Below are 21,425 nucleotides of genomic sequence, written 5' to 3'. Positions count from 1 at the left end.
ATCCTCACTGAACCGCAACTGCAGGCGTGTTCCACAACACGATTGCAGCGGTCACCAGCAAATTGATCAGGGTCAGTGGCAGGCAGAATTTCCAGCTGAAGTCCATCACCTGGTCATAACGCGGACGCGGGATGGAAGCGCGCAGCAGGATGAACAGCATGATGAAGAACGCGGTCTTCAGTGCGAACCAGACGAAGGACAGTTGCGGCAGGATGCCGAACGGACCGTGCCAGCCACCGAAGAACAGGGTGACCAGCAGCGCCGAGATCAGGATGATGCCGATGTATTCACCGACGAAGAACATGCCCCATTTCATACCGGCGTATTCAATGTGGTAACCGTCGGCCAGTTCCTGTTCCGCTTCCGGCTGGTCGAACGGGTGACGGTGAGTCACGGCCACGCCAGCGATGAAGAAGGTACAGAAGCCGAAGAACTGCGGAATGATGAACCACAGGTTCTGCGCCTGGTACTCGACGATGTCGCGCATGTTGAACGAACCGACCTGAACCACGATGCCCATCAGGGCCAGGCCCATGAACACTTCGTAGGACACGGTCTGCGCCGAGGCACGCAAGCTGCCGAGCAGGGCGAACTTGTTGTTGCTCGACCAACCGGCGAACAGCACCGCGTAGACCGACAGACCGGCCATGGCGAAGAAGAACAGCAAGCCGATGTTCAGATCCGCCACGCCCCAGGTCGGGGTGATCGGGATGATCGCGAACGCGATCAGCAGGGCGGACATGGCCACCACCGGCGCCAGGGTGAAGATCACCTTGTCGGCAAACGGTGGGGTCCAGTCTTCCTTGAAGAACATCTTCAGCATGTCGGCAGCGATCTGGAACATGCCGAACGGGCCTACGCGGTTCGGACCGTAACGGTCCTGCCACCAGCCCAGCAGGCGACGTTCGACAAAGCTGAGCAACGCGCCTGCGACCACAACGGCCAGCAGGATCACGATGGCTTTGATGACCGTCAGGATCACATCGATCACTTCAGGGGTGAACCAGGTCATTGCGCTGCCTCCTGCAGACCATCAACGGATACGCCGGCGAATGCCGGTGGAATGCCGGCGATGCCCGCAGGCAATGCCACCAGACCTGCGCCCAGCTCTTCATTGATGCGCAGCGGCAGACGCAGGGTCTGGCCGGCAACGTTGAGGCTCAGCAGTGCGCCGTCGTTGACGCCCAGGCGGTCGGCTTCGGACTTGGCCAGAGCAACGTAGGCCGCCGGGATGCGTTCCTGAACCGGAGCGGCTTTCGAAGAGTTCTCTTCGCTGCCGAACAGGTGGAAGAACGGCACGGCCTGCCAGGTGCCCGGCGCCGGGTTGAACGCGCGTGGCGCAGCAGCGAACCAGTTCAGCGAATCACCGGTGCTTTCGATCAGGCGGGTGCCCGGATCGCCAGCGCGCAGGTGACCACCGACTTCGTCCTGGAACTTGTTCCAGGCTTGCGGCGAGTTCCAGCCCGGCGACCAGGCGAACGGCACTTGCTGACGCGGTTCGGCGGAGCCCGAGTAACCTTCCATCGAGAAGGCGAACGCGGTGTCCTTGTCTTGCGGAGTGCGCGGTTCGTGAACGCTGATGTTGGCGCGCATTGCCGTGCGGCCGGAGTAGCGCAGCGGTTCACGAGCCAGTTTCATGCCTTTGATGCGGAACGCGGCGGACGGTGCAGCGTCGACGATGCCGGCCAGTTGCGCGGTGCTCGAAGCAACTGCGGAGGTGACGTGGTCGAGTTGCGTCCAGTCGATCGGCTGGTTCAGCAGGGTGGCGCGCAGGGCGTGAAGCCAGCGCCAGCCTTCGTGGACCAGAATGCTCGCGTCCATGTATTGCGGGTCGAAAACCTGGAAGAAGCGCTGGGCGCGACCTTCCTGGCTGACCAGCGTACCGTCGCCTTCAGCGAAGCTGGCGGCTGGCAGAACCAGGTGCGCGCGGTCGCTGGTGGCGGTCTTCTGATGGTCGGCAACGATCACGACTTTCGCAGCGTTCAGTGCCGCATCGACCTTGGCCTTGGCGGTACGGGTGTACAGATCGTTTTCCAGCACGACGATGGCGTCGGCCTTGCCGTCGATCACGGCTTGCAGCGCGGCATCAACCGATTCGCCACCGAGCATGGCCAGGCCGAGGCTGTTGGCTTCCGGCACGATCAGGCTGATCGAGCCGTTCTTCTCGCGCAGCTTCAGGGCCTTGGCGATGTTCGCAGCCGCTTCGATCAGGGCTTTGGAACCCAGCGAAGTGCCGGCGATGATCAGCGGACGCTTGGCAGCGAGCAGTGCATCGGCGATGCGCTTGGCCAGGTCCAGGGCTTCAGCGTCCAGACCTTCGACGGCCGGTGCGCTGGCGTCCAGGGCGTGAGCCACGGCGAAACCGATGCGGGCCAGATCGTCCGGAGCGGCGTGTACACACTCTTCGGCGATATCGTCGAGCTTGGTTTCAGCCAGGCTGGCGATGAACAGCGGGTTCAGTTCGTGCTGACCGATGTTCTTCACAGCAGCGTCGAGCCAAGGCTGGACGCGCATGGCTTCGGCCATGTCTTCGGCCTTGCCTTTTACCGACTGACGCAAGGCCAGGGCCATGCGGGCGGCGGTCTGGGTCAGGTCTTCACCGAGGACGAATACGGCGTCGTGGTCTTCGATGTCGCGCATGTTCGGCACTGGCAGCGGGCTGTCTTTCAGCACTTGCAGGACCAGGCGGATGCGTTCCAACTCGGAGGCTTCGATACCGGAGTAGAAGTGCTCGGCACCGACCAGTTCACGCAACGCGTAGTTGCTTTCGAGGCTGGCACGCGGTGAACCGATACCGACGATGTTGCGACCGCGCAGCAGGTCGGCCGCTTTGTCCAGCGCGTCGTCCAGGCTTAGTTTGGTGCCGTCGGCCAGCAGTGGCTGACGTGGACGGTCGGTGCGGTTGACGTAGCCATAACCGAAACGGCCACGGTCGCACAGGAAGTACTGGTTCACCGAACCGTTGTAACGGTTTTCGATGCGACGAAGTTCGCCGTAACGCTCGCCCGGGGAGATGTTGCAACCGCTGGAGCAGCCATGGCAGATGCTCGGCGAGAACTGCATGTCCCATTTGCGGTTGTAGCGCTCGGAGTGAGTCTTGTCGGTGAACACACCGGTCGGGCAGACCTCGGTGAGGTTGCCGGAGAACTCGCTTTCGAGGGTGCCGTCTTCAACGCGACCGAAGTACACGTTGTCGTGGGCGCCGTACACACCGAGGTCGGTGCCGCCGGCGTAGTCCTTGTAGAAACGCACGCAGCGGTAGCAAGCGATGCAGCGGTTCATTTCGTGAGAAATGAACGGGCCCAGTTGCTGGTTCTGGTGGGTGCGTTTGGTGAAGCGATAACGGCGCTCGTTGTGGCCGGTCATCACGGTCATGTCTTGCAGGTGGCAGTGACCGCCTTCCTCGCAGACCGGGCAGTCGTGCGGGTGGTTGGTCATCAGCCATTCGACGACACTGGCGCGGAACGCCTTGGATTCTTCATCGTCGATGGAGATCCAGGTGTTGTCGGTGGCCGGGGTCATGCAGGACATGACGATGCGACCACGGGTGTCGTTCTCGTCGGTGTACTGCTTGACCGCGCACTGGCGGCAGGCCCCGACGCTACCAAGCGCGGGGTGCCAGCAGAAATAAGGGATGTCGAGGCCCAGCGACAGACATGCCTGTAACAGGTTGTCTGCCCCGTCGACTTCGAGCGCTTTGCCGTCTACGTGGATAGTGGCCATGGTTCAAAGGTCTTCGTTGGCCCGGTGTCAGCGGGCGTGGCTAATGGAATCTTGTTATCCGTCCGAATCCAGTCAGCCCCGAAAGGCGTCATCGGACGAAAGGCGAAGGGCACGGACCCTTCGCCTTTTTTTAAGCGTTTACGCGCCGACTACAATCGGCTTCGCCAGAGGCGGGACGGCGGCGCTTGCAGGCGCGATACCGGCTTCGAACTCTGGACGGAAGTATTTGATGGCACTGCCCAACGGCTCCACGGCACCCGGTGCGTGAGCACAGAAGGTCTTGCCCGGGCCGAGGAAGTTGACCAGACCCAGCAGGGTCTCGATGTCGCCCGGCTGGCCACGGCCTTGTTCGATGGCCATCAGCAGCTTGACGCTCCATGGCAGGCCATCACGGCAAGGGGTGCAGAAACCGCAGGATTCGCGAGCGAAGAACTGCTCCATGTTGCGCAACAGGGACACCATGTTGACGCTGTCGTCCACCGCCATGGCCAGACCGGTACCCATACGGGTGCCCACTTTGGCGATGCCGCCGGCGTACATTTGTGCGTCGAGGTGTTCAGGCAACAGGAAACCGGTACCGGCGCCGCCTGGCTGCCAGGCCTTGAGCTTGTAACCGTCGCGCATGCCGCCGGCGTAGTCTTCGAACAGCTCGCGACCGGTCACGCCGAATGGCAGTTCCCACAGGCCCGGGTTCTTGACCTTGCCGGAGAAGCCCATGAGCTTGGTGCCCATGTCTTCGCTGCCGTCGCGGGCCAGCGATTTGTACCAGTCCACGCCGTCGGCGATGATCGCCGGCACGTTGCACAGGGTTTCAACGTTGTTCACGCAGGTCGGCTTGCCCCACACGCCAACGGCGGCAGGGAAGGGCGGCTTGGAGCGCGGGTTGGCGCGGCGGCCTTCGAGAGAGTTGATCAGTGCGGTTTCTTCACCGCAGATGTAACGCCCGGCGCCGGTGTGGACGAACAGCTCGAAATCGAAGCCGCTGCCCAGGATGTTCTTGCCCAGCAGGCCCGCTGCCTTGGCTTCTTCCACGGCACGGTTCAGGTGCTTGGCGGCGGTGGTGTACTCGCCACGCAGGAAGATGTAGCCACGGTAGGTTTTCAGCGCGCGGGCGCTGATCAGCATGCCTTCGATCAGCAGATGGGGCAGTTGCTCCATCAGCATGCGGTCTTTCCAGGTGTTCGGCTCCATTTCATCCGCGTTGCACAGCAGGTAGCGGATGTTGATGGACTCGTCCTTGGGCATCAGGCCCCACTTCACGCCAGTGGGGAAGCCTGCACCGCCGCGACCCTTGAGGCCGGCGTCTTTCACGGTCTGGACGATGGCGTCCTGATCCATGTCGGCGAAGGCTTTGCGCGCAGCGGCGTAACCGTTCTTGGCCTGGTACTCGTCGAGCCATACGGCTTCGCCGTCGTCACGCAGGCGCCAGGTCAGCGGATGAGTCTCGGCCGAACGCTGGATGCGGTTGGCCGGACCGAAAGAAGTCAGGGTCATACGTAGCCCTCGAGCAGTTTGGCGACGCCGGCAGGCTGGACATCGCCAAAGGTGTCGTCATCGATCATCAGCGCCGGTGCCTTGTCGCAGTTGCCGAGGCAGCAGACCGGCAGCAGGGTGAAACGACCGTCAGCGGTGGTCTGACCCAGGCCGATACCCAGGTTGTTCTGGATCTCGCTGACCACCGACTCGTGGCCACCGATGTAGCAGACCATGCTGTCGCAGACGCGAATGATGTGGCGGCCGACCGGCTGACGGAAGATCTGGCTGTAGAACGTGGCCACGCCTTCAACGTCGCTGGCCGGGATGCCGAGGATCTCGCCGATGGCGTACAGGGCGCCGTCCGGCACCCAGCCGCGTTCCTTCTGGACGATCTTCAGGGCTTCGATCGACGCCGCGCGCGGGTCTTCGTAGTGATGCAGCTCGTGCTCGATGGCCGAGCGCTCGGTTTCACTCAGGGTGAAACGGTCTGTCTGGATAAGCGTGCTGTTCATGCTTAGCGGTCCACGTCGGCCATAACGAAGTCGATACTACCCAGGTACGCAATCAGGTCCGCGACCATGCTGCCTTTGATCACCGAAGGGATCTGCTGCAGGTGGGCGAAGCTCGGAGTACGGATCCGGGTACGGTAGCTCATGGTGCCGCCGTCGCTCGTCAGGTAATAACTGTTGATGCCCTTGGTCGCTTCGATCATCTGGAAGGATTCGTTGGCCGGCATGACCGGGCCCCACGAAACTTGCAGGAAGTGCGTGATCAAGGTTTCGATGTGCTGCAGCGTGCGCTCTTTCGGCGGCGGCGTGGTCAGCGGGTGATCCGCCTTGTACGGGCCTTCCGGCATGTTGCGCAGGCACTGGTCGATGATCCTGACGCTCTGGCGCATCTCTTCGACGCGAACCATGCAGCGGTCGTAGGCATCGCCGTTGGCGGCCAGCGGTACTTCGAACTCGAAGTTCTCGTAGCCGGAGTATGGGCGCGCTTTACGCAGGTCGAAGTCGCAACCGGTGGAACGCAGGCCGGCACCGGTGACGCCCCATTCCAGGGCCTCTTTGGTGTTGTACTGGGCAACGCCGATGGTACGACCCTTGAGGATGCTGTTCTGCAGGGCGGCCTTGGTGTATTCGTCGAGGCGCTTTGGCAGCCATTCAACGAAGTCTTTCACCAGTTTGTCCCAGCCGCGCGGCAGGTCGTGGGCGACACCACCGATGCGGTACCAGGCCGGGTGCAGACGGAAGCCGGTGATGGCTTCGATCACCGTGTACGCCTTCTGACGGTCGGTGAAGGTGAAGAACACCGGGGTCATGGCGCCGACGTCCTGGATGTAGGTACCCAGGAACAGCAGGTGGCTGGTGATCCGGAAGAACTCGGCCATCATGATGCGGATGACGTCGACCTTCTCTGGCACCTTGATGCCGGCCAGCTTCTCGACCGAGAGCACGTACGGCAGGTTGTTCATCACGCCGCCGAGGTAGTCGATACGGTCGGTGTACGGAATGAAGCTGTGCCAGGACTGACGCTCGGCCATCTTCTCGGCGCCACGGTGGTGGTAGCCGATGTCCGGAACGCAGTCGACGATCTCTTCGCCGTCGAGTTGCAGGATAATGCGGAACGCGCCGTGAGCCGAAGGGTGGTTCGGACCCAGGTTGAGGAACATGTAGTCCTCGTTCGGGCCGGAGCGCTTCATGCCCCAGTCTTCAGGGCGGAAGCGCGCAGCTTCTTCCTCGAGCTGTTGCTTGGCGAGGTTCAGGCTGAACGGATCGAATTCGGTGGCGCGCGCAGGGAAGTCCTTGCGCAGCGGGTGACCTTCCCAGGTCGGCGGCATCATGATGCGCGACAGGTGAGGGTGACCTTTGAAGTCGATGCCGTACATGTCCCAGACTTCACGCTCGTACCAGTTGGCGTTCGGCCAGATGCTGGTGACGCTCGGCAAGCTGAGGTCGCTCTCGGACAAAGCGACCTTGATCATCACGTCACTATTACGTTCCAGCGACATGAGGTGATAGAACACGGTGAAGTCGGCGCCCGATGGCAGCCCTTGACGCTTGGTGCGCAGACGCTCGTCCACGCCGTGCAGGTCATAGAGCATGACGTACGGCTTGGGCAGGTTGCGCAGGAAAGTCAGGACTTCAACGAGTTTGGCACGGGCCACCCACAGCACCGGCATGCCGGTGCGGGTCGGCTGAGCGGTGAACGCTTCGGCGCCAAAACGGTTGTTCAGTTCGACGACCACATCCTGGTCGTCTGCCTTGTAAGGCGGGATGTACAGAGCACTGCCTGTAGTCATGGTTATTTTTTCGCTTTCGGTCAACGTAAAGAATGAAGCCAGCTTCTCGTTTCTTTGAAACAGATCTGGATCAGACTTCGTCAGGGCTACGCAGATTGGTGACTGCGATTCGCTGTTCGCGGCGCTGTTCCTTCTGCGAAGGCATGTCGGCGCGATAAACGCCTTGATCGCCAACGACCCAGGAAAGTGGGCGACGCTCCTGGCCAATGGATTCCTGCAACAGCATCAAGCCTTGCAGAAATGCTTCTGGACGGGGCGGGCAGCCAGGTACGTAGACGTCCACGGGCAGGAACTTGTCCACCCCTTGAACCACGGAGTAGATGTCGTACATGCCACCGGAGTTGGCGCACGAACCCATGGAGATAACCCATTTCGGCTCGAGCATCTGCTCGTAGAGACGCTGAATGATCGGCGCCATCTTGATGAAGCAGGTCCCGGCGATAACCATGAAGTCGGCCTGACGCGGTGATGCCCGGATAACTTCGGCGCCGAAGCGCGCGATGTCGTGGGGCGCCGTGAAGGCGGTGGTCATTTCCACATAGCAGCACGAAAGACCGAAGTTGTACGGCCACAGGGAGTTCTTACGTCCCCAGTTGACCGCGCCACTCAGCACGTCTTCCAGCTTGCCCATGAAAATGTTTTTGTGGACTTGATCTTCTAACGGATCGGAAACGGTTTCCCGCTGGCCGATCGGATACTGCTCGTTAGGAGCATCGGGGTCGATTCTGGTGAGATTGTATTGCATTGCCAAAGCCTCATTGTTTCAGCTTCGCCTGCCGCTTGCGACGAGCTTCCGGAGCCCAGTCAAGGGCGCCCACTCGGAACAGGTAGACAAGACCTGCCAACAGAATTGCTATGAAAACGAGAGCTTCGACGAATCCGGTCCAGCCGCTTTCGCGGACGGACACAGACCATGCAAAGAGAAAGAGGGCTTCGATATCGAAGATCACGAAGAGCATCGCGACCAGATAGAATTTGGCTGAGAGCCGCAAGCGGGCGCCACCGGTAGGTAGCATGCCGGACTCGAACGGTTCGTTTTTGCTGCGGCCCCAGGCTTTTGACCCGAGGAGGCTGGAGACGCCGAGCATGAAGGCACACAGGCCGACTACACCCAGAAGGAAAATGGCAAAGCCCCAGTTGTGGGCCATGAGTCCTGTCGCTTCGGGCATGCTGGAAATCCTTAACAGAGAGCAAAGGTCTCTGAGCTTGATAAAGAAATAAGGCAGTGACGATATGTCGCAGCAATCAATCGCGCTGATTTTATGGCTAAACACCCTGCAAGTAAAATTCCTATAGCGAAATTATTTATTGGAATAAGGACATAGCGCACCTCTATGGCCCTGTAGCCCATGCGTTGCGGGCATTAGCCGGGATTTCACGAATTATGTTTTGTAGGAAATGTAACGAACATAGTTGCCGCTAAATGATAATTAATATCGTTTGGAGTGGTTTTGTAACTGTTTAGCGATTGGGCAGTTGGGAAGTTGTCTTATATCCGCGTTACTGCAAGTAGCGGCGGCGCCCGTTTTAACCGATTTTTGTGACGCGGATAGCGCTCTGGATCAATGTTTCGCCTGAAAGGCTGTGCCAGTCCTGAGGCGATCAGCACGTCGCAGGCAAAAAAACGCCCCGAACCAGTCGGGGCGTCAGTCTTTCGGCAATGCGGTTAGCTTTCTATACGGTCCGCAAAGGCCGTTTACTCGGTGAGGTCGATCAGTGGAACTGTTCTTCTTCGGTCGAACCGGTCAGCGCGGTCACCGAGGACGTGCCGCCCTGGATCACGGTGGTCATGTCGTCGAAGTAGCCGGTGCCCACTTCCTGCTGGTGAGCCACGAAGGTGTAACCCTTGGCGGCGTCAGCGAATTCCTGCTCCTGCAGCTTCACGTAGGCAGTCATGTCGTTGCGGGCGTAGTCGTGCGCCAGGTTGAACATGCTGTGCCACATGTTGTGAATGCCGGCCAGGGTGATGAACTGGTGCTTATAACCCATGGCGGACAGTTCGCGCTGGAACTTGGCGATGGTCGCGTCGTCCAGGTTTTTCTTCCAGTTGAAGGAAGGCGAGCAGTTGTACGACAGGATCTGGTCCGGGTATTCCTTCTTGATCGCTTCGGCGAAGCGACGGGCTTCTTCCAGATCCGGCTTGGCGGTTTCGCACCAGATCAGGTCAGCGTACGGCGCGTAGGCCAGGCCACGGGCGATTGCCTGGTCCAGACCGGCACGCACCTTGTAGAAACCTTCCTGAGTGCGGGTGCCGGTTACGAACGGCTGGTCGTACGGGTCGCAGTCGGAAGTCAGCAGGTCGGCAGCGTTGGCGTCGGTGCGGGCCAGAATGATGGTCGGTACACCGGCAACGTCGGCAGCCAGGCGAGCAGCGGTCAGCTTCTGCACGGCTTCCTGGGTTGGAACCAGTACCTTGCCGCCCATGTGGCCGCATTTCTTCACGGAAGCCAGCTGGTCTTCGAAGTGAACGCCGGCGGCGCCTGCTTCGATCATGCTCTTCATCAGCTCGTAGGCGTTCAACACGCCGCCGAAACCGGCTTCGGCGTCAGCCACGATTGGTGCGAAGTAGTCGATGTAGCCTTCGTCGCCCGGGTTCTTGCCGGCTTTCCACTGGATCTGGTCGGCACGACGGAACGAGTTGTTGATGCGCTTGACCACGGTTGGAACCGAGTCCACCGGGTACAGCGACTGGTCCGGGTACATCGATTCGGCGGAGTTGTTGTCCGCAGCGACTTGCCAGCCCGACAGGTAGATTGCCTGGATACCGGCTTTGACCTGCTGCACAGCCTGGCCGCCGGTCAGGGCGCCCATGCAGTTGACGAAATCTTTCTCTGGGCGGAAGGACGGCTTGGCACCCTGGGTGACCAGGTTCCACAGCTTCTCGGCGCCCATTTTCGCAAAAGTGTGCTCTGGTTGAACCGAGCCACGCAGACGGACGACGTCAGCAGCGGAGTAATTGCGAGTCACGCCTTTCCAGCGCGGGTTTTCAGCCCAGTCTTTTTCAAGGGCTGCAATTTGCTGTTCGCGTGTCAGTGCCATGGAGATAAACCTCGTCGCGTCTTTATGAAAAGTTGTTCTGCGGTGGAAAATTCCTTGCGCTCGCTGACCAGAAGCTTAGGTGGTCAGGTCGGGTTCGGCGGGGCAGGCGACGGGATGAACGATGGGCTCGAGGGGAAGTGAGCAGGTAAAGGCGAACTGGCGGGCGCATTCGGGCGTCGTGGGCCTTTGTGCGAACTACAGTGTAAAGCCGGGTTACCTAATTACGCTTCCGTCCCTCGGGACAACTTCGTTCCAGTCGGCAACCTCGTCAAACACACCTTGTGGGCGGTACAGACACGAAACGGCTCGCGGGGATGGGTGCGAGCATCGCTTCGAAGGCCCTTGCCAGGGCCTCTGATTAGCGGGAGCGAGGCCATCATGCCTTCGCTTTTTTGGCTCGTCAAACGATTTGTAGTGCTTTTTTTCAAGCACTACATCTTTCGTCTAATACGACTAATCAGTCAGTTTTTGGTGCTTTGGTCCAGCGTGTCGACTTTCACCCGCAACGTCATGTCATCCCGGCCTTGAGTCGAGTAGCTGCGGGCCAGGCCCTGTTTGTCGGCCTGAGTCTCACGGTTCACGCCGGCCAGGGTGATCCATTCGCCCAGGCGTCCGGTGACGGTTGTGTCGGTGCTTTGCACGTTCACTACATCGGGACGTTCCTGGCTCATGCGGTCACGGTTGGTACTGATTGCCAGGTGAACGGTGTCACCGGTGACGCTGGCGGTGACGTAAAAGCCCTGAGTGACGTTGCGATATTGGGTCTGGCTGCTGTAATCGCCGTAGGAGTTGGTCTGGCTGCTGGTGATCGGCACGCTCTGGCCGACCTGGATCAGGGCGGGCGCGCCTTCGCTGGCCTGAATCTGCTGAATGCCGCCGTCACGGCTGGCGGTGCTGTAGTTGATGATTCTGGTTTGCTGGTCGCCGGTGTTCTGCTGGTTGTTTTCGTTGGTGTCGACGGTGATCAGCAGGCGTTTGGGGGCGGTATCGAGCTGCGTGAGCAGGGCTTTCAATTCCTGGATCTTGTCCGGCTCCGCCTTGACGATCAGTTGGTTGCCATAGGCGCTGACCTGGCCGTCCTTGCCGATGAAATCCTGAGCCACCGGCAACATGTCGGCGCTGGTGTGGTACTTGAGGGGCACGATTTCTGTGGCTGCCATCACCGAAAAACTGCAACCGAGCAGCAGGGTGGTGAGCAGGGTGCGTAGGGACATGTCCGTTATCTCCGCTTTCGAAAGGCTTGATATTGCCAGTTTGTCGGCCCGGGGTGGGGCAAGTTGAATCCTAGACAGCAAAACGCCCCGGCATCGGTCGATGGCGGGGCGTTTTGTGGTGCTCATCAAGCGTTATGCCGAATGGCGAACCATGTCGACATGCGGAATCCCGGCTTCCAGGAACTCTTCGCTGACCAGATTGAACCCCAGACGCTCATAGAACGCTGTGGCCTGCACCTGCGCGCTAAGCATCTGCTGCTTCAGGCCGCGAGCTTCAGCTTCGGCGATAACCGCTTGCATCAGCGCATCGCCGACCTTCAGTCCGCGCCAGTCCTTGAGCACCGAAACCCGGCCGATGTGCCCGTCGGGCAGCAGGCGGGCGGTACCGATCGGAAAGTCGCCTTCGAAGGCCAGGAAATGCACCGCCGTGGCGTCATCGGCGTCCCACTCAAGCTCGGGTGGAACCGATTGTTCGGCAATGAACACCGTTTCGCGAATGCGGCGGATCTCGGCGTTGTCCTTTTGCCAGTCTGCAACACGTACGCGAATCTTATTCATCGTCGGCGAACCCCAGACTGCCCTGTTTGACCAGTTCGCACAGCAGGCCACGACCGTCTTCGTCGCTCAGCCAGTCGCCGAGGTTGTCGGTGTGCAGGGCGTCAGCCGAGCAGATCAGCTTCAGCAGCTCGCGAAGCTTGCCCGGCAGGTAGCGGCTCTGACCGCTGGCGAACAGCAGCAGATCGTCATCGACTTCCGACCACGCCAAGCGTGCACTCGGGTTGCGGATCAGGATGGCGCCGTCTTCGAGAGCGCTGAGGAAGTCTTCTTCTTCGACTTCTTCCGGGCCAACCACCAGCTCTGGATAACGCGGCTCGGTCATGTACTGGCCGAACCAGGTCAGCAGCAGGCGTTCGTCGCTCATGTGCTCGGCGAGCAGCGCTTTCAGGCGGCCGAGTGCATCGTGCTGGATCTGGTGCGGGTCATCGCTGACCGGCTTCGCATCGGCGTCGGTGTAGCGCTCTTCGTCAGTCAGGAACTGGCTGAGGAAGTCGGTGAAGTGGGTCAGTACTTCGGCGGCACTCGGTGCGCGGAAGCCGACCGAGTAGGTCATGCAGTCATCGACGGCAACACCGCAGTGAGCCAGGCGCGGCGGCAGGTAGAGCATGTCGCCCGGTTCCAGGACCCACTCTTCGGTCTCGTGGAATTCGGCGAGGATGCGCAGGTCCGCATGTTGCAGCAGCGGGCTTTCGGAGTCGCACATCTGGCCGATTTTCCAGTTGCGCTTGCCGTGGCCTTGCAGCAGGAACACGTCGTAGTTGTCGAAGTGCGGGCCGACGCTGCCGCCTGGTGCTGCAAAGCTGATCATCACGTCGTCGACGCGCCAGCTCGGCAGGAAGCGGAAGTTTTCCAGCAGCTCGCTGACTTCCGGTACGAACTGATCGACCGCCTGTACCAGCAGGGTCCACTCGCGTTCTGGCAGTTTGCTGAATTCATCTTCGGCGAACGGGCCGCGGCGCAGTTCCCATGGGCGCTCGCCGTGCTCGATCACCAGGCGCGATTCGACTTCTTCTTCCAGGGCCAGGCCGGCGAGTTCGTCGGCGTCGATCGGGCTTTCGAAATCAGGAATCGCCTGACGGATCAGCAGTGGTTTTTTCTGCCAGTAATCGCGCATGAATTCGCGCGCCGTGAGACCGCCCAGAAGTTGAAGAGGAATATCGGGATTCATATGTAACCTATTGAAAAAAAGCATTTTTCAGACGGGAATAAAAACGCCCGGCGCGGCCGGGCGTCTCAAACGGGTCAAGCAGTCGATCAGATGCGTTTGGCTTGCGCTACAGCGTTGCCGATGTAGTTGGCCGGGGTCAGTTGCTTGAGCTCGGCTTTCGCGGCGGCTGGCATGTCCAGGCCATCGATGAAAGTCTGCAGCGCTTCAGGGCTGATGCCCTTGCCGCGAGTCAGTTCTTTCAGCTTCTCGTACGGGTTTTCGATGTTGTAGCGACGCATCACGGTCTGGATCGGCTCGGCCAGGACTTCCCAGCAAGCGTCCAGGTCGGCAGCGATCTTGTCAGCGTTCAGTTCGAGTTTGCTGATGCCTTTGAGGCTGGCTTCGTACGCGATCACGCTGTGGGCGAAGCCGACACCGAGGTTGCGCAGCACGGTGGAGTCGGTCAGGTCGCGCTGCCAGCGGGAGATCGGCAGCTTGCTCGCCAGGTGCTGGAACAGCGCGTTGGCGATGCCCAGATTGCCTTCGGAGTTTTCGAAGTCGATCGGGTTGACCTTGTGCGGCATGGTCGAAGAACCGATTTCGCCGGCGATGGTGCGCTGCTTGAAGTAACCCAGGGAGATGTAGCCCCAGATGTCACGGTCGAAGTCGATCAGGATGGTGTTGAAGCGCGCAATGGCGTCGAACAGCTCGGCGATGTAGTCGTGCGGCTCGATCTGCGTGGTGTACGGGTTGAAGGCCAGGCCCAGCTCGTCTTCGATGAAGGCGCGGGCGTTGGCTTCCCAGTCGATCTGCGGGTAGGCCGACAGGTGAGCGTTGTAGTTGCCGACAGCGCCGTTGATCTTGCCCAGCAGCGGAACGGCAGCGACCTGAGCGATCTGGCGCTCGAGACGGTAAACCACGTTCGCCAGCTCTTTACCCAGAGTGGTCGGGGAGGCCGGCTGACCGTGGGTGCGCGACAGCATTGGCACGTCGGCAAAGCGCAGGGCCAGTTCGCGGATGGCGTTGGCGGTCTGGCGCATCAGCGGCAGCATCACGTCGTCACGGCCTTCGCGCAGCATCAGGGCGTGGGACAGGTTGTTGATGTCCTCGCTGGTGCAGGCGAAGTGAATGAACTCGCTGACCTTGGCCAGTTCCGGCAGCTTGGCCGCCTGCTCCTTGAGCAGGTACTCGATCGCTTTCACGTCGTGGTTGGTGGTGCGCTCGATCTCTTTGACGCGCTCGGCGTGCTCCAGCGAGAAGTTCTCGGCCAGTTCGTTCAGAACGGCGTTGGCTTCGGCGGAGAAGGCTGGCACTTCCGGGATGCCGGCGTGGGCGGCCAGGCGCTGGAGCCAGCGCACTTCAACCAGAACGCGGGCACGGATCAGGCCGTACTCGCTGAAAATCGGGCGCAGGGCCTGGGTTTTGCCGGCGTAGCGGCCGTCAACAGGGGAAACCGCAGTGAGCGAAGAGAGCTGCATGGGGTGTTCTCGGACAGTCGGGCAACGAAATGGGGCGCGTATCATACATGAAAAAATCCGCCGGTCCGTCGCCAACTGACCGGCGTATTACGCGTTACAGACTACAAAGCTTTTATTGCGCGGCGATTTACTCGCTGCGCATCAACGGATACAGCTCTTTGAGCAGCTTGCGACGACTGATCACCAACTGCCAGCGATGACCGCCGAGCTGACGCCACAGGCGTGCCGAACGAATGCCGGCGAGCAGCAGGGCGCGAATCTTCGAGGCGTTGCTCGGCTGCTGCAGGTTGCGCATGTCGCCGTGCACCTGAATGCGTTGGCGCAGCGTGCTCAGGGTGTCCTGATACAACGCGCCACACGCGGCGATCACGTTTTCGTGGGCCGGGCCGAAATGTTCGACCTGCGACTGGATCTGCGGCAGACGCTTGCCGATCACGTCGAGCATGTCGTTGCGTTTGGCCAGTTGTCGCTCGAGGCCGAGCATCGACAGGGCGTAGCGCAATGGCTCGCGCTGCAAGGTGCTAGGGTCGCGTTCGAGGGCGCCGATCAAGGCGCGGTAACCCTCGCGCAGGTTGATGTCGTCGCCGCCGTACACGTCCAGCGTGTCTTTGGGGTCGCGAACCAGCAGGCTGCCGAGCATGCAGCTCAGGCCGGCCTCGTTGGTCTGGCCGGTCTTGGCGATCCGGTCCACCAGAACGGCGGCGAGAAACACGCCGCCCAGAGCCGTCAATTGCTCCTGGGTCGGGCTCATGCCTGGCCGCTCCACGGCTCGGCGACTTCGATCACGCCGCCACCGAGGCAGATTTCGCCGTCATAGAACACCACCGACTGGCCCGGCGTGACCGCGCGTTGCGGCTCGTCGAACACGGCGCGATAGCCGGTCGCGGTTTTTTCCAGGGTGCAGGCCTGATCGCTCTGGCGATAACGGACCTTGGCAGTCAGGCGCAGCGGCTGGCTCAGATCGATCGGGTTGACCCAATAGATTTCCGAGGCGAGCAGGGCGCTGGAGAACAGCCACGGATGGTTGTTGCCCTGGCCGACGATCAGCTCGTTGGTGTCCAGATCCTTGCGCAGCACGTACCACGGCTCGTCGCCGGCGTCTTTCAGGCCGCCGATGCCCAGGCCCTGACGCTGGCCGATGGTGTGGTACATCAAGCCGTGGTGACGGCCGATGACTTCGCCTTCGGTGGTCTTGATCTCGCCCGGTTGCGCCGGCAGGTATTGCTTGAGGAAATCGCTGAAACGACGCTCGCCGATGAAGCAGATCCCGGTGGAATCCTTCTTCTTGGCGGTGGCCAGCTCGTATTTCTCGGCAATGGCACGGACTTCCGGTTTCTCCAGCTCACCGACCGGGAACAGGGTCTTGGCGATCTGTTCACCGCCGACGGCGTGCAGGAAGTAGCTCTGATCCTTGTTCGGGTCCAGGCCCTTGAGCAGTTCGGTACGGCCATCGATGTCGCGGCGGCGCACGTAGTGGCCGGTGGCGATCAGGTCGGCGCCGAGCATCATGGCGTAGTCGAGGAATGCCTTGAACTTGATCTCGCGGTTGCACAGGATGTCCGGGTTCGGCGTGCGTCCGGCCTTGTATTCGGCCAGGAAATGCTCGAACACGTTGTCCCAGTACTCGGCGGCGAAGTTGGCGGTATGCAGCTTGATACCGATCTTGTCGCACACGGCCTGGGCATCCGCCAGGTCGTCCATGGCGGTGCAGTATTCCGTTCCGTCGTCTTCTTCCCAGTTCTTCATGAACAGGCCTTCCACCTCATAACCCTGCTCGATCAGCAGGAGAGCGGAAATGGAAGAGTCCACGCCGCCGGACATGCCGACAATGACGCGCTTCTTGGATGTGTCAGAAGGGGCTGGATCACGCATAGGGATTCAATGAGTGTCTTGAAAAAGGACGCGATTCTATCAGGCTCACGGCCTCAAGGCTAAAGGGAAGGGCGGATCAGTTCGAGACCGAAGCGATTGCCGGCCAGATAATCATCGATGCAGCGGATGATCAGCTCGCTGCGCCAGTTGTCGCGCTGGGCCAATAATTCGTCGCGGGTCAGCCACTTGGCGCCGACGATGCCGTCGTCCAGTTGGTAATCCGGGTGGTGTTTCACGGCTTTGGCGCTGAAGCATACGCGCTGGTAAGTCACGCCGTTGCTCGGTGCGGTGTACAGATAAATGCCTATCACGCTGGTGGGTTCGACGTCCCAGCCGGTTTCTTCGAGGGTTTCGCGCACGGCGGCTTCGATCAGGGTTTCGTCCGGGTCCAGATGACCGGCGGGCTGATTGAGCACATTACGTCCGGCCTTGTGTTCCTCGACCATCAGGAAACGACCGTTGTCCTCGACGATGGTGGCGACGGTGATGTGGGGGAGCCATTGCATTGATTGAATCTCCTGGGCGGAAGGCATAAACACAAACCCCGGCGCATGGCCGGGGTTTGTGATGTTCCCTTTACAACCTTATACCAGCGCAGCAATCGCCGCGTTGAGGGTTGCGCTTGGGCGCATGGCCTTGCTGATCAGCTCGGCATTGGCGTGGTAGTAACCGCCGATGTCCACTGGCTTGCCTTGAACGGCGTTGAGCTCGGCGACGATGGTCGCCTCGTTCTCGGTCAGGGTCTTGGCCAGGGTCGCGAACTGCGCTTGCAGTGCAGCGTCTTCAGTCTGGGCAGCCAGGGCTTGTGCCCAGTACATGGCCAGGTAGAAGTGGCTGCCGCGGTTGTCGATGTTGCCGACTTTGCGCGATGGCGACTTGTTGTTGTCCAGGAACTGGCCAGTGGCCTGGTCCAGGGTCTTGGACAGAACCAGCGCTTTCGGGTTGTTGTAGTTCACACCCAGGTGCTCGAGAGACGCGGCCAGAGCCAGGAATTCACCCAGCGAATCCCAGCGCAGGAAGTTCTCTTCGACCAGTTGCTGCACGTGCTTCGGAGCCGAACCGCCGGCGCCGGTTTCGAACAGGCCACCGCCGTTCATCAGCGGCACGATCGACAGCATCTTGGCGCTGGTGCCCAGTTCCATGATCGGGAACAGGTCGGTCAGGTAGTCGCGCAGTACGTTGCCGGTCACCGAAATGGTGTCCTTGCCTTCGCGGGTGCGCTGCAGGGTGTACTTCATCGCGTCGACCGGCGCCATGATCTGGATGTCCAGACCGGCGGTGTCGTGATCCTTCAGGTAAGCCTGAACCTTCTCGATCACCACGCCGTCGTGGGCGCGCATCGGGTCCAGCCAGAAAATGGCCGGGGTGCTGCTTGCGCGAGCACGGTTGACGGCCAGTTTGACCCAGTCCTGGATCGGCGCGTCTTTGGTCTGGCACATGCGGAAGATGTCGCCGGCTTCAACAGCCTGTTCCATCAGCAGGGTGCCTTTGCTGTCGGTCACGCGAACCACGCCGTCGGCCTTGATCTGGAAGGTCTTGTCGTGGGAACCGTACTCTTCGGCCTTTTTGGCCATCAGGCCAACGTTTGGCACGCTGCCCATGGTGGTCGGATCGAAAGCGCCGTTGGCTTTGCAATCTTCGATCACGGCCTGGTAGATGGTGGCGTAGCAACGATCCGGGATCACGGCCTTGGTGTCGTGCAGTTGACCATCGGTGCCCCACATCTTGCCGGAGTCACGGATCATGGCCGGCATCGAGGCGTCGACGATGACGTCGCTCGGCACGTGCAGGTTGGTGATGCCTTTGTCGGAGTTGACCATCGCCAGCGACGGACGAACGGCGTAGACCGCTTGAACGTCAGCTTCGATCTGGGCTTGCTGCTCGGCCGGCAGGGATTTGATGCGGGCGTACAGGTCGCCGATGCCGTTGTTCAGGTTGAAGCCGATCTCGGCCAGCACGTCGGCGTGCTTGGTCAGGGCGTCCTTGTAGAACTCGGCAACGATCTGGCCGAACATGATCGGGTCGGAGACCTTCATCATGGTGGCTTTCAGGTGAACCGACAGCAGCACGCCTTGTTGCTTGGCGCTGTCGATTTCAGCGGCGATGAACGCGCGCAGGGCCTTTTTGCTCATCACGGAGCAGTCGAGGATCTCGCCCGCCTGAACGGTGGTTTTTTCTTTCAGGACGGTCGCGGTGCCGTCTTTGGCGATCAGCTCGATCTTCACGGCGTCAGCGGCGTCGATCAGGGCAGCTTTTTCGCTGCCGTAGAAATCGCCGGTGCTCATGTGAGCGACGTGGGACTTGGAGTCCTTGGCCCAGGCGCCCATTTTGTGCGGGTGCTTGCGAGCGTAGTTCTTGACCGACAGCGGAGCGCGGCGGTCGGAGTTGCCTTCACGCAGAACCGGGTTCACGGCGCTGCCCTTGACCTTGTCGTAACGCGCCTTGGCGTCTTTGTCGGCGTCGCTGGTCACGGTTTCCGGGTAGTCCGGCAGGTTGTAGCCCTGGGCTTGCAGTTCTTTGATCGCGGCTTGCAGTTGCGGAACCGAGGCGCTGATGTTCGGCAGCTTGATGATGTTGGCTTCAGGCGTAACGGCCAGGTCGCCCAGTTCGGCGAGGTGGTCGGCTACGGCTTTGTCGCCCAGTTGCTCGGGGAAGCTGGCCAGAATACGTGCTGCAAGAGAGATATCGCGGGTTTCCACGGCGATATCGGCCGAGGCGGTGTAAGCCTCGATGATCGGCAGCAGGGAATAGGTGGCGAGGGCTGGAGCTTCGTCGGTGAAGGTATAGATGATCTTCGAGCGGGTGGGCATATTCGGATTAACTCTCTCTTCTTTGCTAAAGCGTGCGCAGAAACTCGAGGGGCGCCGGGTAAGCGCGTTCGTTCAAAGTCATCCATGAACCGAATGTCGAGAATCTTCGCGGTGATGTTGGGTGCATCAGTAGAGCGTCAAGCAGTCGGACTGCGGTAACAACCCGACCAATCAGGCGGAAAGTCTCGTGCTAGAGAGGCCAGCCGTCGTGACCCTTTGGTCAGCGGGCGGCATTATACATAGGTAGCTGGCAATCTGCCGATGGTTCATATGCAACGATTCTCGTCCATTGGTCTAAAGGTCGCAGGGCGGGGTGGGGCGTAGAGTCGCCGTGAATGCTTGAGATTGGCGCTTTTCCCTTTGCTTTCAGGCTTGTACGAAACGAGATGTGGCCGCGCCCGGAACAGAGGGTTTGCGTGTTGATTCAACTGGGTTACGCTCGAACCAAGCCAGATGTTCAATCCAAACAATGGAGTTCAGCATGGGTTACAAGAAGATTCAGGTTCCAGCCGTCGGCGACAAAATCACCGTCAACGCAGACCATTCTCTCAATGTCCCTGATAACCCGATCATTCCCTTCATTGAAGGTGACGGCATTGGCGTCGACGTCAGCCCTGTGATGATCAAAGTGGTTGATGCTGCCGTGGCCAAGGCCTACGGGGGCAAGCGCAAGATTTCCTGGATGGAGGTTTATGCTGGCGAAAAAGCAACTCAAGTCTATGACCAGGACACCTGGCTGCCCCAGGAAACCCTGGACGCCGTTAAAGATTACGTGGTTTCCATCAAGGGCCCGCTGACCACCCCGGTCGGTGGCGGCATCCGTTCCCTCAACGTTGCCCTGCGTCAACAGCTCGATCTCTATGTCTGCCTGCGCCCTGTGGTGTGGTTCGAAGGTGTACCGAGCCCGGTGAAAAAGCCTGGCGACGTCGACATGGTGATCTTCCGCGAGAACTCCGAAGACATCTATGCCGGCATCGAATGGAAGGCCGGCTCCCCTGAGGCCACCAAGGTCATCAAGTTCCTGAAAGAGGAAATGGGCGTCACCAAGATCCGTTTCGACCAGGATTGCGGTATCGGCATCAAGCCGGTTTCGAAAGAAGGTACCAAGCGTCTGGTGCGCAAGGCCCTGCAATACGTGGTGGACAACGATCGCAAGTCGCTGACCATCGTGCACAAGGGCAACATCATGAAATTCACCGAAGGTGCCTTCAAGGACTGGGGCTACGAGGTCGCGCGGGATGAATTCGGTGCCGAGCTGCTGGATGGCGGCCCGTGGATGAAATTCAAGAACCCGAAAACCGGCCGCGAAGTCATCGTCAAGGACGCCATCGCCGATGCCATGCTCCAGCAGATCCTGCTGCGCCCGGCCGAATACGATGTGATCGCCACCCTTAACTTGAACGGTGACTACCTGTCCGACGCCCTGGCGGCGGAAGTGGGCGGTATCGGTATCGCGCCGGGCGCCAACCTGTCCGACACCGTGGCCATGTTCGAGGCGACTCACGGTACCGCGCCGAAATATGCCGGCAAGGACCAGGTCAACCCGGGTTCGGTGATCCTGTCGGCCGAAATGATGCTGCGTCATCTGGGCTGGACCGAGGCAGCGGATCTGATCATCAAAGGCACCAACGGCGCGATCAAGGCCAAGACCGTGACCTACGACTTCGAACGTCTGATGGAAGGCGCCACGCTAGTGTCTTCTTCGGGCTTCGGTGAGGCGATCGTCAAGCACATGTAAGACAGGCAGCTGCAACGAAACCGCCCGGCTCGAGTGATCGAGCCGGGCGGTTTGTTTTCTGGCAGGTGTTC

17 protein-coding genes are annotated in these 21,425 nt (G+C 60.5%); 1 reads left to right on the top strand and 16 read right to left on the bottom strand.

Features of this window, described 5'->3' with window-relative positions:
• Window positions 1-4: 4 nt before the first annotated feature.
• The 16 genes from nuoH to DLD99_RS17960 all read right to left on the bottom strand — a co-directional run bounded on the left by nuoH (window position 5) and on the right by DLD99_RS17960 (window position 19,616).
• Window positions 5-1,012 (bottom strand): NADH-quinone oxidoreductase subunit NuoH, encoded by a 1,008-nt coding sequence (nuoH, locus tag DLD99_RS18035; protein WP_007951460.1) that lies wholly within the window; start codon window positions 1,010-1,012, stop codon window positions 5-7.
• A complete protein-coding gene (gene nuoG, locus DLD99_RS18030) occupies window positions 1,009-3,723 on the bottom strand; it encodes an NADH-quinone oxidoreductase subunit NuoG (protein ID WP_114884022.1) in 2,715 nt (904 codons plus the stop codon). The genes nuoH and nuoG overlap by 4 nt, the downstream gene beginning before the upstream one ends.
• A 138-nt stretch (window positions 3,724-3,861) precedes the next feature.
• Entirely contained in the window at window positions 3,862-5,217 is a 1,356-nt protein-coding gene (nuoF, locus tag DLD99_RS18025) for an NADH-quinone oxidoreductase subunit NuoF (RefSeq protein WP_064380702.1), read from the bottom strand.
• Entirely contained in the window at window positions 5,214-5,711 is a 498-nt protein-coding gene (nuoE, locus tag DLD99_RS18020) for an NADH-quinone oxidoreductase subunit NuoE (RefSeq protein ID WP_003223804.1), read from the bottom strand. Before nuoE ends, nuoF begins: the two co-directional genes overlap by 4 nt.
• A 2-nt stretch (window positions 5,712-5,713) precedes the next feature.
• On the bottom strand, window positions 5,714-7,498 hold the full coding sequence (gene nuoC, locus DLD99_RS18015) for an NADH-quinone oxidoreductase subunit C/D (RefSeq protein WP_114884020.1): 1,785 nt from the start codon (window positions 7,496-7,498) through the stop codon (window positions 5,714-5,716).
• Between the two features lie 70 nt (window positions 7,499-7,568).
• Window positions 7,569-8,243 (bottom strand): NuoB/complex I 20 kDa subunit family protein, encoded by a 675-nt coding sequence (locus DLD99_RS18010; protein WP_007951456.1) that lies wholly within the window; start codon window positions 8,241-8,243, stop codon window positions 7,569-7,571.
• 10 nt (window positions 8,244-8,253) lie between these two features.
• Window positions 8,254-8,667 carry an NADH-quinone oxidoreductase subunit A gene (locus tag DLD99_RS18005; protein ID WP_003223812.1) on the bottom strand — a complete coding sequence of 138 codons (414 nt, stop codon included), beginning with the start codon at window positions 8,665-8,667 and terminating at the stop codon, window positions 8,254-8,256.
• 544 nt (window positions 8,668-9,211) lie between these two features.
• Window positions 9,212-10,537 carry an isocitrate lyase gene (gene aceA, locus DLD99_RS18000; protein ID WP_039767419.1) on the bottom strand — a complete coding sequence of 442 codons (1,326 nt, stop codon included), beginning with the start codon at window positions 10,535-10,537 and terminating at the stop codon, window positions 9,212-9,214.
• 461 nt (window positions 10,538-10,998) lie between these two features.
• A complete protein-coding gene (locus DLD99_RS17995) occupies window positions 10,999-11,751 on the bottom strand; it encodes a secretin N-terminal domain-containing protein (RefSeq protein ID WP_114884018.1) in 753 nt (250 codons plus the stop codon).
• 132 nt (window positions 11,752-11,883) lie between these two features.
• Window positions 11,884-12,309, bottom strand: coding sequence for a GNAT family N-acetyltransferase (locus DLD99_RS17990; protein ID WP_085712389.1), 426 nt, complete (start codon window positions 12,307-12,309; stop codon window positions 11,884-11,886).
• A complete protein-coding gene (locus DLD99_RS17985) occupies window positions 12,302-13,477 on the bottom strand; it encodes a ribosomal protein uL16 3-hydroxylase (RefSeq protein WP_114884016.1) in 1,176 nt (391 codons plus the stop codon). Before DLD99_RS17985 ends, DLD99_RS17990 begins: the two co-directional genes overlap by 8 nt.
• A gap of 86 nt (window positions 13,478-13,563) precedes the next feature.
• Window positions 13,564-14,934, bottom strand: a complete 1,371-nt coding sequence (purB, locus tag DLD99_RS17980) for an adenylosuccinate lyase (protein ID WP_085712387.1) — start codon at window positions 14,932-14,934, stop codon at window positions 13,564-13,566.
• A 127-nt stretch (window positions 14,935-15,061) separates the two neighbouring features.
• Window positions 15,062-15,685 (bottom strand): high frequency lysogenization protein HflD, encoded by a 624-nt coding sequence (hflD, locus tag DLD99_RS17975; protein WP_064380694.1) that lies wholly within the window; start codon window positions 15,683-15,685, stop codon window positions 15,062-15,064.
• Window positions 15,682-16,806: a tRNA 2-thiouridine(34) synthase MnmA gene (gene mnmA / locus DLD99_RS17970; RefSeq protein ID WP_114884015.1), complete on the bottom strand. Its 1,125-nt coding sequence runs from the start codon at window positions 16,804-16,806 to the stop codon at window positions 15,682-15,684. The genes hflD and mnmA overlap by 4 nt, the downstream gene beginning before the upstream one ends.
• Before the next feature lie 59 nt (window positions 16,807-16,865).
• Complete coding sequence (locus DLD99_RS17965) at window positions 16,866-17,312, bottom strand: NUDIX hydrolase (RefSeq protein ID WP_103386160.1); 447 nt, start codon at window positions 17,310-17,312, stop codon at window positions 16,866-16,868.
• Window positions 17,313-17,390: 78 nt separating this feature from the next.
• A complete protein-coding gene (locus DLD99_RS17960) occupies window positions 17,391-19,616 on the bottom strand; it encodes an NADP-dependent isocitrate dehydrogenase (protein WP_114884013.1) in 2,226 nt (741 codons plus the stop codon).
• A gap of 481 nt (window positions 19,617-20,097) precedes the next feature.
• Here DLD99_RS17960 and icd point away from each other — a divergent pair, with 481 nt between their 5' ends.
• The gene (gene icd, locus DLD99_RS17950) at window positions 20,098-21,354 is read left to right on the top strand and encodes an NADP-dependent isocitrate dehydrogenase (protein WP_085712383.1); all 1,257 of its coding nucleotides are present in this window, start codon (window positions 20,098-20,100) and stop codon (window positions 21,352-21,354) included.
• The last annotated feature ends 71 nt before the right edge of the window (window positions 21,355-21,425 follow it).

The sequence above is a fragment of the Pseudomonas kribbensis genome, assembly GCF_003352185.1.
Taxonomy (GTDB): Bacteria; Pseudomonadota; Gammaproteobacteria; order Pseudomonadales; family Pseudomonadaceae; genus Aquipseudomonas; species Aquipseudomonas kribbensis.
This window is presented reverse-complemented; position numbering and strand designations above follow the sequence as displayed.

Excerpts from the sequence above, each read along its gene's own strand:
- nuoH (WP_007951460.1), bottom strand. The coding sequence starts at position 1,012 with ATGACCTGGTTCACCCCTGAAGTGATCGATGTGATCCTGACGGTCATC.
- nuoG (WP_114884022.1), bottom strand. The coding sequence starts at position 3,723 with ATGGCCACTATCCACGTAGACGGCAAAGCGCTCGAAGTCGACGGGGCA.
- nuoF (WP_064380702.1), bottom strand. The coding sequence starts at position 5,217 with ATGACCCTGACTTCTTTCGGTCCGGCCAACCGCATCCAGCGTTCGGCC.
- nuoE (WP_003223804.1), bottom strand. The coding sequence starts at position 5,711 with ATGAACAGCACGCTTATCCAGACAGACCGTTTCACCCTGAGTGAAACC.
- nuoC (WP_114884020.1), bottom strand. The coding sequence starts at position 7,498 with ATGACTACAGGCAGTGCTCTGTACATCCCGCCTTACAAGGCAGACGAC.
- DLD99_RS18010 (WP_007951456.1), bottom strand. The coding sequence starts at position 8,243 with ATGCAATACAATCTCACCAGAATCGACCCCGATGCTCCTAACGAGCAG.
- DLD99_RS18005 (WP_003223812.1), bottom strand. The coding sequence starts at position 8,667 with ATGCCCGAAGCGACAGGACTCATGGCCCACAACTGGGGCTTTGCCATT.
- aceA (WP_039767419.1), bottom strand. The coding sequence starts at position 10,537 with ATGGCACTGACACGCGAACAGCAAATTGCAGCCCTTGAAAAAGACTGG.
- DLD99_RS17995 (WP_114884018.1), bottom strand. The coding sequence starts at position 11,751 with ATGTCCCTACGCACCCTGCTCACCACCCTGCTGCTCGGTTGCAGTTTT.
- DLD99_RS17990 (WP_085712389.1), bottom strand. The coding sequence starts at position 12,309 with ATGAATAAGATTCGCGTACGTGTTGCAGACTGGCAAAAGGACAACGCC.
- DLD99_RS17985 (WP_114884016.1), bottom strand. The coding sequence starts at position 13,477 with ATGAATCCCGATATTCCTCTTCAACTTCTGGGCGGTCTCACGGCGCGC.
- purB (WP_085712387.1), bottom strand. The coding sequence starts at position 14,934 with ATGCAGCTCTCTTCGCTCACTGCGGTTTCCCCTGTTGACGGCCGCTAC.
- hflD (WP_064380694.1), bottom strand. The coding sequence starts at position 15,685 with ATGAGCCCGACCCAGGAGCAATTGACGGCTCTGGGCGGCGTGTTTCTC.
- mnmA (WP_114884015.1), bottom strand. The coding sequence starts at position 16,806 with ATGCGTGATCCAGCCCCTTCTGACACATCCAAGAAGCGCGTCATTGTC.
- DLD99_RS17965 (WP_103386160.1), bottom strand. The coding sequence starts at position 17,312 with ATGCAATGGCTCCCCCACATCACCGTCGCCACCATCGTCGAGGACAAC.
- DLD99_RS17960 (WP_114884013.1), bottom strand. The coding sequence starts at position 19,616 with ATGCCCACCCGCTCGAAGATCATCTATACCTTCACCGACGAAGCTCCA.
- icd (WP_085712383.1), top strand. The coding sequence starts at position 20,098 with ATGGGTTACAAGAAGATTCAGGTTCCAGCCGTCGGCGACAAAATCACC.